The 10,797-nt window shown below is 76.7% G+C and carries 10 protein-coding genes, 1 tRNA gene and 2 pseudogenes; 2 read left to right on the top strand and 11 right to left on the bottom strand.

The window, feature by feature from the left end; translation table 11 throughout:
• Nucleotides 1-424: pseudogene (locus tag BJP40_RS08955) on the bottom strand (hypothetical protein); the annotation flags it as partial.
• Nucleotides 421-1,767, bottom strand: a complete 1,347-nt coding sequence (locus tag BJP40_RS08960; RefSeq protein ID WP_071279973.1) for a peptidoglycan-binding protein — start codon at nucleotides 1,765-1,767, stop codon at nucleotides 421-423. The gene BJP40_RS08960 and the pseudogene BJP40_RS08955, both read right to left, overlap by 4 nt.
• A gap of 220 nt (nucleotides 1,768-1,987) precedes the next feature.
• Here BJP40_RS08960 and BJP40_RS08965 point away from each other — a divergent pair.
• A tRNA-Lys gene (locus BJP40_RS08965) sits at nucleotides 1,988-2,061 on the top strand.
• A 58-nt stretch (nucleotides 2,062-2,119) separates the two neighbouring features.
• Here the strand turns inward: BJP40_RS08965 and BJP40_RS36235 are convergent.
• The 3 genes and pseudogenes from BJP40_RS36235 to BJP40_RS32800 form a co-directional block, all read right to left on the bottom strand.
• The gene (locus BJP40_RS36235; RefSeq protein WP_319020101.1) at nucleotides 2,120-2,287 is read right to left on the bottom strand and encodes a hypothetical protein; all 168 of its coding nucleotides are present in this window, start codon (nucleotides 2,285-2,287) and stop codon (nucleotides 2,120-2,122) included.
• A gap of 85 nt (nucleotides 2,288-2,372) precedes the next feature.
• Nucleotides 2,373-2,783: pseudogene (locus BJP40_RS36240) on the bottom strand (hypothetical protein); the annotation flags it as partial.
• 26 nt (nucleotides 2,784-2,809) lie between these two features.
• On the bottom strand, nucleotides 2,810-3,682 hold the full coding sequence (locus BJP40_RS32800; RefSeq protein ID WP_071279946.1) for a hypothetical protein: 873 nt from the start codon (nucleotides 3,680-3,682) through the stop codon (nucleotides 2,810-2,812).
• A 262-nt stretch (nucleotides 3,683-3,944) separates the two neighbouring features.
• Here BJP40_RS32800 and BJP40_RS08980 point away from each other — a divergent pair, with 262 nt between their 5' ends.
• On the top strand, nucleotides 3,945-4,724 hold the full coding sequence (locus BJP40_RS08980; RefSeq protein ID WP_071268972.1) for an HAD-IIA family hydrolase: 780 nt from the start codon (nucleotides 3,945-3,947) through the stop codon (nucleotides 4,722-4,724).
• 50 nt (nucleotides 4,725-4,774) lie between these two features.
• On the opposite strand, the gene BJP40_RS08985 is transcribed toward BJP40_RS08980, so the two are convergent.
• The 6 genes from BJP40_RS08985 to BJP40_RS09010 all read right to left on the bottom strand — a co-directional run bounded on the left by BJP40_RS08985 (nucleotide 4,775) and on the right by BJP40_RS09010 (nucleotide 10,764).
• Complete coding sequence (locus BJP40_RS08985) at nucleotides 4,775-6,316, bottom strand: alkaline phosphatase family protein (RefSeq protein WP_071279947.1); 1,542 nt, start codon at nucleotides 6,314-6,316, stop codon at nucleotides 4,775-4,777.
• Between the two features lie 136 nt (nucleotides 6,317-6,452).
• Nucleotides 6,453-7,016, bottom strand: coding sequence for an ATP-binding cassette domain-containing protein (locus BJP40_RS36245; RefSeq protein WP_071268816.1), 564 nt, complete (start codon nucleotides 7,014-7,016; stop codon nucleotides 6,453-6,455).
• Entirely contained in the window at nucleotides 7,013-7,711 is a 699-nt protein-coding gene (locus tag BJP40_RS08995; RefSeq protein ID WP_071268817.1) for a phosphonatase-like hydrolase, read from the bottom strand. Before BJP40_RS08995 ends, BJP40_RS36245 begins: the two co-directional genes overlap by 4 nt.
• Nucleotides 7,705-8,811 carry a TIGR03364 family FAD-dependent oxidoreductase gene (locus BJP40_RS09000; protein WP_175499915.1) on the bottom strand — a complete coding sequence of 369 codons (1,107 nt, stop codon included), beginning with the start codon at nucleotides 8,809-8,811 and terminating at the stop codon, nucleotides 7,705-7,707. Before BJP40_RS09000 ends, BJP40_RS08995 begins: the two co-directional genes overlap by 7 nt.
• Nucleotides 8,812-9,048: 237 nt before the next feature.
• Nucleotides 9,049-9,804, bottom strand: coding sequence for a GntR family transcriptional regulator (locus BJP40_RS09005; protein WP_071268819.1), 756 nt, complete (start codon nucleotides 9,802-9,804; stop codon nucleotides 9,049-9,051).
• Between the two features lie 126 nt (nucleotides 9,805-9,930).
• The gene (locus tag BJP40_RS09010) at nucleotides 9,931-10,764 is read right to left on the bottom strand and encodes a hypothetical protein (RefSeq protein ID WP_079171041.1); all 834 of its coding nucleotides are present in this window, start codon (nucleotides 10,762-10,764) and stop codon (nucleotides 9,931-9,933) included.
• Between the last annotated feature and the right edge of the window lie 33 nt (nucleotides 10,765-10,797).

Here is a 10,797-nt window from a genome sequence, read left to right on the forward strand (position 1 = left end):
GCGCCCGCTGCGGCTGCGGCCGCTGCTCCGGCGTCGGGGCGGGCGCGGGTTCCGCCGCCCTCGCCCGTGACGGTTCCCTCGCCCCCTCGGCCCTGCCGGCCCCGTCGGTGACCGGCTCCTCGCGGGGCGCCCCGGCCGGTTCCCCGCCGCGCGGCGCCGTCGGCGGCGGGGCGGGCTGGGCCAGCGGGCCCGCCAGGGGCGCCAGACTGGGCGGGGCCGCCATCGCCGCGGAGATCACCCGGGTGGACGCCCGGGCCGGCACCGACGGCCGGGCCGGCTTCGCCCGCGGCCCCAGGGTCGGGGGGAACGGCAGGTCCGTCATGGGGATGGACCCGGGCGGCGCCTCCTCCTCGGCCGGGGGCACGGGCTCCTTGTTCGGCGTGGTCATCGTGCGGGCCTCACGCTCGTCGCTGTGGTCGGTCATCGGAAGAGCCGCCTCCATGTCTCCGGGCCGGGGTAGCCGTCGGCGGCGCCGCCGCGCCAGCCCTGGGCCCGCTGGAAGTCCTGGACGTTGCGCCGGTCGGCCTCGCCCCAGCGCGGGGTGGGGCCTTTCCGGTAGTGCCTGCCGTAGCCGCGCTTCACCAACTGGCGGCCCAGCGTCTCGACGTACGTGTTCGACTGGCCGGGCCGGAAGCGGCCGCGGCCGGGGTACGGGGGAACCGCGCCCGCCGGGGCGCGGGTGGCCGCCGCCCCACCGAGGTCCCGGCCCTTGCCGTGCACCAGCAGCCGCCAGGTGTGCGGTCCCGGCAGGCCGTCCGCCTCCTTGCCCCGCCAGCCCTGGGCCCGCTGGAACGCCTGCGTGGCCCGCCGGTCGGCCTCGCCCCAGTGGGGCCCCGGGCCCTTGGCGTAGTAGCGGCCGGCGCCGCGGGCCACCAGCATCCGCCCGAGCTCGGTGATGTGCTGGTTGCGCGCTCCGGGGCCGAACGCCCAGGCTCCGGGGAAGCCCGCCCCCGGAGCACCCGGAGCACCCGTCCCCGTGTCGGTGCCCGGGTCGGACGGCGCCTCGCCGGTGATGAGCCCGTTGTAGCGGAACGCCAGGTATCGGTCGGAGTTCTTCCAGTACGCCAGCGGGGTCGCCTGCTTGCGGGTGTACGGCTTGGTCTGCTCGTACGCCACGTAGTGGGTGCGCCGGTAGTCGGTCCAGCCGCCGAAGATGGTGACGTGCGACCCCTTGGTCGGGTTGTCGGGGTTGTGGAACAGCAGGATGTCGCCCGGCTGCAGTTCGCTGCGGTCGAGTTGGGTGGCGAACCGGTGCAGGCTGCCCGTCCACTCGTTGCCGGGGAGGTTCCAGGCCATCGAGACGTAGCCGGAGCAGTCCTGGCGGTAGCCGTCGGACCAGTACCTCTCCATCGAGTACGGGACGCCCTCGGCGACCCAGCGCTTCGCCCGGTTGATGATGTCCGCCCGCGTCGTCCTGGGCAGGTCGTGACGGGAGACGGGACCGCTCGTCGGCCCGGGGTGCGGGCGGCCGTGCAGGCCCTCGGCCCCGCCCTGCGGGGTGGGCGGCGGCGCGGCGGTACCCGCGGGGCCCAGGGGGTGGAAGGGGCCGGCCGGATGGACCGCGCCCACAGCGCCGGCGCCGCCGCCGAGGACCACGCCCGCCGCCGTGGCGAGGACGAGGGCCCGGCGGGCCCCGTGCGCGGCCGGGTGCCCGCCGGTCCGCACCGGGAGGCGCAGCGCGAGCTCCCGCCGCCACCGGGCGCAACCGGGGCAGGGACAGTCGGCGGCGGGCTCGTACTCCTCGAAGACCGGGACGGTTGCGACCATGTGGTTGTTCCCCTCCACGCTCATCACGCTTCGTTCGTCCTGATGCACGGGCGCCAGTCTCTCGACTGTCCTGACATAACGCATTTTGACGATTGAAAAGGAAAAAACGACCATCTGACGGGCGTGGCGAGTCGGAAAATCGGACCGCGTTCCGGCGGCGGGGGCCGCCGGGTGGTGCGGGGCACCCCTCGTCATCGGGTAGAGTTATGCAGGTCAGCAGGCGCCGCTAGCTCAGTTGGTTAGAGCAGCTGACTCTTAATCAGCGGGTCCGGGGTTCGAGTCCCTGGCGGCGCACTGAAGGGCGAAGGCCCCCTCACGCGAGTGAGGGGGCCTTCGTCGTACCGGCACGCGGTCAGCGGACGCCGGTCAGGTACGCGGACACCACGACGTCGGCCGCGTAGCCGCCGGAGGCCGGGTCGAAGGCGCCTCCGCAGGTGATGAGCCGCAGCTCGGCGCGGCCCGGGTCGCGTCGCCCGTAAGCCCGGTGGGCGTCGAAGCCGCGGCGCGGCAGGACGTCCACGCCGTCGACGGTGAACTCGGCCAGTACGCCGTCGGGCCCGCCGAACCCGCACGACCGCGCCCGGCCGCACGGCGGCCGGCGCGCGGAAGACCGCCGGACGGGTGTCGGTCTCGGCGTGTCCGACGAGGAGGGCGGCGCCGTCCGCACCGGGCGCCGCCCCGGCGCCGAACCAGCCGACGGCCTGTGCCATCGCGTACGGGGGCGCCTCGATGCCGCCCTCTCCGTCGAGCCCCCGGAGGACGACCGGTGCGGTGAGACCCCGGGACGGCACCTCCAGCCGCTGCGGCGCGGCGGGAGGGGAGGGAGCGGCGGCGGGAGCGGTACGCCCCGGGGGCGGCCGACGGCGGCGGCGACGTCCCCGGTGGTGGGGGCGGACAGGGCGCTCTGCCCGTGGGTCACCTCCTTGCCCCGGAGCCACAGCACGACGAGGACCAGGGCCCGGACCAGCCCGACCGCGAACCGCCCCGCACCGGCGGCCCCCCGCCTCCCCGCCCATGTGGTCAGTCCGTGCCGGAACGGGTCTCAGCGCGCAGGGTGCGCTCGGCGCGCGGGGGGGTGCTCGACCTGCTCGGGGGGCTCGGCATCCGCGCGTCCGGGCCGCCCGCAGCCCTCCGGGGCCGCCCGCACCCCACGGTCGCCCCGCACGGCATGCCCGGTCCCGGCGCTCCCGGCGGGGCCCCCGCGGTCGAGCCGCTCGCCGGACTCCCGGCCGCCCCGCCCGGAACCGTCGGCCACGCGTCCGTCCGCCCCGAGGAGGCCGGCGCCGCGGGAACCGGGCCCGCGGCAGTCCGTGTCGTGGTCTTCGGTGGCCGCGGGGTGGTCGGGCGGCCGGCGGCGGTGGCCGCGCAGGGCGACGGCCAGGGCCGCGACGGCGGCGAGGACCAGCCCGATGACGGCGTGCCGGGCCCCGGGCCCGTGCTCCGCCGCGCCGGGCCCGGCCACGCTCGGCAGGTCCGCGGCGAGCGGGGCACCACCCCCGCCGGCCCGGACCGCGGCGTACGGGGTGGGCGGCGGGTCCGCGGAGACCCGGACACCGCCCGCGGCCTCGTGGGTGCGGCCGCCGCAGTCGACCCGGAGGGCGTACGCGCCCTCGGCGGTGCCGGACCGCACCGTGGTGTCGCCGCGCAGGGCGCCGCCCTCGGCGCCGGACAGCTCGACGTCGGCCACGAAGGCCGCCGACCGCACGGCGCCGCGGTCCGCGCCGCACCCCTCCACCCGCACGTCCAGGTCCGCCCCGGGCGCCACGACCTCAGGGCTGGCCGCCACACCGATCCGCCCCTCCGCGGCCGCCGCCTCCGGGACCGCCCCGGTCGCGGCTCCCAGCCCCGGCCCGAGCACCGCCGCCACCACGGCGACGAGCCCACCGGCACGGAGAGCGAGCACTCCTGTGCGCATCGTGAACCTCCTCCTACGGGAAGCGTCACGCGTTCCCGCGCTCCTCGCATCCCGAGCGGCGTCGGTCGGCCCCGCCCCGCGACCACCCGCGCGTCCCTACCGACTGGTAGGAACCGCTCGGCCCGGAGCCGTGAACAACCGTTCGCCCCGGTGGGCCGGACACCCGCGGGTGGCCCAGCGGCGAGGAACTAGGCTGAGGGCGTCGCGGCACAGCGTCGTCCCGGCGGCCCCAGCAGGTTCTCGCGTACAGGAGAGCGGCAACATGGCAGAGCGCAAGCCCATCACCTCGTGGCTGACCGACATGGACGGCGTGCTGATGCACGAGGGCGTCCCCGTGCCGGGTGCGGACGCCTTCATCCGGAAGCTCCGGGACTCCGGGCGGCCGTTCCTCGTACTCACGAACAACTCGATCTACACCGCCCGGGACCTGCACGCGCGGCTCGACCGGATCGGGCTCGACGTGCCCGTCGAGAACATCTGGACGTCGGCGCTGGCGACCGCGAAGTTCCTCGACGACCAGCACCCCGGCGGCTCCGCGTACGTCATCGGCGAGGCCGGGCTGACGACGGCGCTGCACGACGTCGGGTACGTCCTGACGGACACCGAGCCGGACTTCGTGATCCTCGGCGAGACGCGCACGTACTCCTTCGAGGCGATGACGAAGGCGGTGCGGCTCATCAACAACGGGGCCCGGTTCATCGCCACCAACCCGGACGAGACCGGCCCCTCGGCGGAGGGCGCCCTGCCGGCGACGGGCGCGGTCGCCGCGCTCATCACGAAGGCGACCGGCAAGGAGCCGTACTTCGTGGGCAAGCCGAACCCGCTGATGATGCGCACCGGCCTCAACACCATCGGCGCCCACTCGGAGAGCAGCGCCATGATCGGGGACCGGATGGACACCGACATCCTGGCCGGCCTGGAAGCGGGCATGGAGACGTTCCTCGTGCTGACCGGCCTGACGGCGCGGGCGGACATCGACCGCTTCCCGTACCGGCCGACGCACGTGAAGGACTCCATCGCGGACCTGGTGGACTTCGTCTGACCGGCGGCGGCCGGCCTCCCGTCGCGGGCGGGGGGCCGGCCGCCGGCCCGTCAGGAGGCCGTGAACCGGACGTCGTCGAGCACCCAGTACCAGTTGTTCGCGCCGGTGTAGTGGAAGCGGAAGGACACCGAGGACGCCCCGGCGGGCACGTCCAGGGTCAGCGACTGCGGCTGGGCCACCGCGTCGGCGGCGTACTCGCGGACGACCACGGGCGTGCCGCCGTTGAAGGAGGCCAGCACGCGCGCGGTCTGGCCGGGCTCCTGGCGGTAGTGGGTGGTGTAGGCGAGGGTGGCCTTCGAGCGGCCCGCCACGCTGTAGGCGGGCGTGACCAGCGTCGAGTCGAAGCGGCCGGAGCTGGACCGGTCGTCCCACTCGTCGGAGTCGGCGACCGCGAAGACGCCGCGGGAGCGGACGTTGAGCTCCCGCCACTGGTCGCGGTGGGTGCGGGACCAGAAGTCGTCGGTGGTGAACGACCAGCCGCGCCATTCGGTGACGCCGCCGGTGCCCATGGCTCCGTTGATGACCGACCAGCCGCCGGGCGGGGTGTGGGTGTAGCCGAGCACGCCGGCCGGGATGCCGGACTCGTCGGTGCGCTCCCGCAGCGAGCCGTACAGGGTGTCGAAGGGGTCGGTCGTGCGCTGCTGGAGGGGGCGGCCGTCCAGGCCCCACGACGGGTCGGGGGTGACGCCGAGCTGGTGGAAGACGGTGGCGGCGACATCGACCAGGCGGGTGTCGTGGGGACGGGCGCCCGCCGCGATGCCGGGCCCCGTGGCCAGGACGAACGTCATGCGCTCAGGGATGGAGCTGCCGCCGTGGCCGCCGCTGTCCACGTGGCCGTGGTCGGTGCAGACGATGACCGTCCAGCGCTCGGAGGCGCGGGTGGGCCGCGCCTCGATGGCGTCGAGCATCCGGCCGAGCTGGGCGTCCTGGACGGCGAGGGCGTGCAGGTAGCGGCTGCCGGTGCCCCAGGAGTGGGCGACGACGTCAGTGTTGCCGAGGTAGACGAACGCGACGTCCGGGTTCTGGTCGCGCAGGACCGAGACGGTGGTGGCGGTGATCGTCTCGTCGTGACCGACGTACCCGTCGCGGTCGCCGTCGAGGACGAGCTTCGCGTCGGCGCCCGCCGTGACCGTGCCGTACGTGTCCAGCGGCTTCCAGTCGACGGCGGCGAAGAGCGACAGCTCGGGCCGCACCTGGTGGAGGCGGGCCAGGAAGCCGGGGTAGCGGCCGTAGTCGCGGCCGGTGAAGGAGTTGTCCCGCACGCCGTGCTTGTCGGGCCAGACACCGGTGGAGATCGTCGACCAGCCGGGGCCGGACGAGGTCGCCGCCATGGGGCTGGCGTACAGCAGGGACGTGCCGAAGGTGCCCGCGGCCCGCATGGCCTTCAGGCGCGGGGCGTCGGCGGCGTCGATGCGGTCGTGGCGCAGCCCGTCCATGCCGACGACGAGGACCTTGTCCCGGCTGGTGCCGTCGGGCAGGGCGGGGGCGGCCGCGTGGGCGGTGGGCGCGGCCAGGCCGGTGGCGGCGAGTGCGGCAGTCGTGGCGGTGGCGGCGGTGAGCACGGTGCGGCGGGGTATGCCGGGGGTGGGCATGCTGGTCCTCCGGGAGAGGTGGTGGGCGGCTACGGGTGCGCGGAGCGGCGGCGGGGCCCGGGCCATGCTCGCGCCCGGGGCCCGCGCGGGACAGATGCGTGCGGTGAATTCCTGACGGGCAGTCAGGAAAGGTTGTTCACCAGCCGGTCGCCTTCTTCCGGGCGCCGGCGTACGCGGGCGGGTTCTCGTCGGCGTCCCGCCGGCCCGGCGCGAAGACCTCCACGCCGTCCCCCGGCCGGGCGAGGGCGTCGGCGGGCCTGATGCCGGTGCGGGCCGGGGAGCCGCCGCGGGCCTCGCCCGCCCGACGCCGGGTCTGCCGGCTCGGCGGGAGGTCCGGCCGCTTCCTGCGGGTGCCGGCGTGCGGGGCGCCCTTGGCCGGCCCGGCGGCGTGCGGGAGTGCGAGGGCGGTGGGCCTGTCGCCCCGACGGGCCCGGCACCGGACGTTCGGGCCCGGCCGCACGGCCATGCCGAGGCCGCCGCGGTCGGGCGGCAGGCCGGTCACGTCGCAGCCCCCGAGGCGGACCCGCCCGGCGGCGGGCCCCGCGGACCCGGCGACGGCGCGCGGCGCGGTGGTCCCGCCGGAGCCGGACGGGCCGGGCAGCGCCGTGACCTCCCCGGGCTCGACGGTCAGAGCGAAGGAGCCGGGCACGGGGGTGCCGCCGTGGGCGACGGACGCCCCGACGCGGCGGACGCCGCTCACGCCCGCTCCTCGCGGGTCAGGAGCGCGGGGAGTTCGGCGACGGAGCCGAGGACGTGGGTGGCACCGTGCGCGGTCAGCCGGGTGCGGTCGTGGGCGCCGGTGAGCACGCCCGCGACGAGCCCGGCGCCCGCGCGGACGCCGCTGAGCATGTCGTACGCGGTGTCGCCGGCGACCGCGACCTGCCGGACGTCGTCGGCGGCGCCGGTGCGCAGCAGCGCGGTGAGCACGAGGTCCGGGTAGGGGCGGCCGCGGCCGCCGGCGTCGGCCGGGCAGAGCGTGAGGTCCGCGAGGCCGTGCCAGCCGAGGGCGTCCAGCAGGGCGTCCTGGGTGACGCGGGCGAAGCCGGTGGTGAGGACGACGGTGCGGCCCTGGTCGCGCAGGGTCCGGATGGTGTCGGCGGCGCCGGGCAGGGCGGTGACGGAGCCGGCGGCGACGCGTTCGCCGTACGCCTCCTCGAAGGCGGTGGCGGCGCGGCGGGCCTTGGCCTCGTCGCCGCCGAACAGGTGCCGGAAGACAGCGATCTTGGACTCGCCCATGGTGGCGCGGACGTGGTCGAGCATCGGCGCGGGGTCCTCGCCCAGGCGGTGGGCGGCGGCGGTGAAGGCGTCCTCGACGAGGCCGCCGTCGGCGACGGTCGTCCCGGCCATGTCGAGGACGACGAGACGGGGTGTCGGGTTCACGGAGCAGGTCACCATCCCAGGTCGTTCGCGGTGGTCTCGGCGATCGCGGGGGCGCAGGTCATGCCGCGACCGCCGGGCCCGGTGACCAGCCACACGCCGTCGCGGACGCGTTGGCGGTGGACGACCCGGGCGGGGTCGGTGCACTGGGCGTAGACGCCGGCCCAGCGGCGGCGGACGGGCGGCAGGGGGCGCCCGAGGAGCCGCTCGACGACGCGGTGCAGGTGCTCGTACGGCTCCTCGACGGTGTCGAACGGGAACGGGTGGTCGTAGGCGTGGGTGTCGCCGACGGTGAGCCCGCCGTCGAGCCGCTGCACCATGAGCAGCTGCATGTGGTGGGCGGCGGCGACCGGTTCCTGGGGCTGGCCCGCGTCGAGGGCGGCGGAGTCGTACGCGGGGTAGTAGCGGAAGCTGTCGGCGTCGGCGACGGAGGTGGTGAGGGGCTCGCCGAGCGGCGCGGTCTGCATCATCTGGAGGCGGACGCGGCGCACGGGCACGGCGCCGGCGACCTCGCGGACGAGGCCGCCGAGCCAGGCGCCGGTGCACAGGAGGACGGCGTCGCCGCGGTGGGTGTCGCCGTGGTCGTCGCGGACGGCGTGCTCGCCGACCACCTCGCGCACCTCGCGGTCGGGGAGGAAGGTGTAGCGGCCGGTGGCGCGGAGCGCACCGCGCAGGGCGAGTTGGGCGGTGCGCGGCTCGACGGCGGCGTCCCGCGAGCAGTGCAGGGCGGCGGTGAAGTCGCCCCGCAGGGCCGGGTTGACAGCGCGGGCCTCGGCGGGCGTGAGCAGCTTGAACCCGCGGGCGGCGGCGTCGGGGGCGGTGGCCGCGGCCTCGGCGACGGCGGTTTCGAGGTCGGTGCGTACGGGGGTGAGGGAACCGTTGGGCCGGAACCCGAGCGCGGGGACGCGGGCTCCGATGCGCTCCCACAGCTCGCGGGCGCGGAGGGCGGTGTCCAGTTCCTCGCCGCGGGCCCGGCCGCTGACCCAGATCTGGCCGAAGTTGCGCAGGGAGGCTCCGCGGGCTTCGGTCTCCCGTTCGATGTGGACGACCTCGTGGCCGCGCTCCAGGGCGTGCCAGGCGTGCAGGGTGCCCAGTGCCCCGGCGCCGACGATGACGATCTTCCTGACCTTCGTGGATCTCACGTCGGAAACGGTCGGGGCGGCAGGTGTCGTCGGCGGGACCCGGAGGGGAAGCGGCAGTGAACGACCCCCCAAGCCTGGCCTAGACCCGTTACCTTCTCGTGATGCACGATCCCGGGTGGCGAGGCGGACCGTCGCCCCCGCGGCGACCGGGCCGATGCCCATCGGCCGGCCGGTGCGCGGCACCGACGCGCTCGTCCTCGACGCGGGCGGGGATCAGCCGAGCCGGGTGGTGAAGCTGAAGCGGTCGCCCCGGAAGAGGGTGCGGACCCGCTCCAGCGGCCACCCTGCGGCGTCCCGCGACAGGCGGTGCAGGAGCAGCATGGGCAGCGCCGGCGGGGTGCCGACGAGCAGGGCCTCGCGGGGGGTCGCGAGCACGGTCTCGATGCGCTCGTCGGCGTCGCCGAAGGCGAGGCCCAGCCGTTCGCGGAGGTACGCGTAGAAGGACGAGTCGGGGTCGAAGTCGGCGTCCAGGCGGGGGGCCCTGGCGACGGCGATGTACGTGCTCTCCAGGCCGACGCGCTCGTCGTCGGCGAGCAGGACGCGCTCCATGTGCCAGACGGGCTCCCCCTGCGGGGCGCCCAGCTCGGCGGCGAGCGCGCCGGACGCGGCGAAGCGGTCGAGGGCGACGAGGTGGCGGCCGGGACGGCGCCCCTGGCGGCGCACACCCTCCGTGTAGCTGGCGAGCGACAGCGGCTGTTCGAGTTTCGGCCCGGCGACGACCGTGCCCCTGCCGTGCCGCCGCAGCCGGCCTTCCAGCAGCAGTTCACGCAGGGCCTGCCGGACGGTCTCGCGGGAGACCCCGTACCGCACGGCGAGGTCGCGCTCGGTGGGCAGGGCGCCGCCCTCGCCCAGCTCGTCGAGCAGCTCGGCGACACGGGCCTTGACGGCGTAGTACTTGGGCACGCGCCCGTGCTCGGGGACTCCGGAGCGGACGGGGGCCCCGGGTGCGGTGGTGTGCGGTCGGTCCACCGCGTGATCGTCGCAGACCCGGGTGAACGGCGGGAGCCGCGGGGCGCCGCGGGGGCCTCCCGCCCTGCGTGCCGGGCCGGGCGTGCCGCCCGGGGACCGCGTCCGCCCCCGCGTCGGCCTCCGCGTTCAGCGGCGGTGGCGGCGGAGCCGGGCGGCCACGAGCACGGCGGCCGCGCCCAGCGCCACGCAGCCCGCGGCGGCCCCGGCGAGGAGCCACGGACCCGCCGGCGACGGTTGGCCGCTGCGGGCCAGCTCACCGGGGTCGGGCGGCCGCGCAGAGGCGGCCGTGGCGGCCCCCGACGGCTCGGCCGGGGAGCCGGACGCGTACGGCGTCCCGGACGGCGGGGCCGCGGTGGGCCCGGGTGCGAGAAGGGTGAGGCGGTAGGCACCGGACTCACCGACCCAGTCGCCGTCGTCCCCCCTGCGCTGCACGATCGCCGCGTGCACGGTGATCTCGTCGGGGTGCGCCCCAGCGGTGAACGCGAGCCGGACGGGCACGCGGACGGTGCCGCCCGCGGGGACGGTGAACCCGCCGCCGGCCGCGGCGGGGCCGCCGTCCAGGACGCCGACGACCTCCCGGGCGTCGGTCTCCTCCAGCAGCACGGGCCGCCGCCCCCCGGGCGTGGAGGGGTCGGCGAACTCCAACCGGACCTCGCCGGGCCGCAGGGCACCGGACCGGTCGGTGAGGACGAGCACGGGGTGGATGTTCCGGCACGGCTGGGAGGTCGTGTTGGTGAGCTCCACGTCCCAGCCCTGGAAGCCGCCGCCCGCGCGGTACTCGGCCGGGGCGCCGCGGATGCGGGTGCGGAGCGGGAAGCCGGGCGCGGCGGCGCCGTCCCCGCAGCGGGGTTCCCGGCCTGCGACCGCCACGTCGGCGGACGCGGACGGGGCGGCGGGCCCGAGCAGGAGCACGAGCACGGCCGCCGTGGCGGGGGCGGCGGGGGCGGTACGCGGTCGCATGGGCGGCCCTCGGGGTTCGCGGCACGTCGGTGG

It is taken from the genome of Streptomyces sp. CC53 (genome assembly GCF_001865245.1).
Lineage (GTDB): Bacteria > Actinomycetota > Actinomycetes > Streptomycetales > Streptomycetaceae > Streptomyces.

Excerpts from the sequence above, each read along its gene's own strand:
- BJP40_RS08995 (WP_071268817.1), bottom strand. The coding sequence starts at position 7,711 with ATGGTGACCTGCTCCGTGAACCCGACACCCCGTCTCGTCGTCCTCGAC.
- BJP40_RS08985 (WP_071279947.1), bottom strand. The coding sequence starts at position 6,316 with ATGCCCACCCCCGGCATACCCCGCCGCACCGTGCTCACCGCCGCCACC.
- BJP40_RS08960 (WP_071279973.1), bottom strand. The coding sequence starts at position 1,767 with ATGGTCGCAACCGTCCCGGTCTTCGAGGAGTACGAGCCCGCCGCCGAC.
- BJP40_RS32800 (WP_071279946.1), bottom strand. The coding sequence starts at position 3,682 with ATGCGCACAGGAGTGCTCGCTCTCCGTGCCGGTGGGCTCGTCGCCGTG.
- BJP40_RS09010 (WP_079171041.1), bottom strand. The coding sequence starts at position 10,764 with ATGCGACCGCGTACCGCCCCCGCCGCCCCCGCCACGGCGGCCGTGCTC.
- BJP40_RS08980 (WP_071268972.1), top strand. The coding sequence starts at position 3,945 with ATGGCAGAGCGCAAGCCCATCACCTCGTGGCTGACCGACATGGACGGC.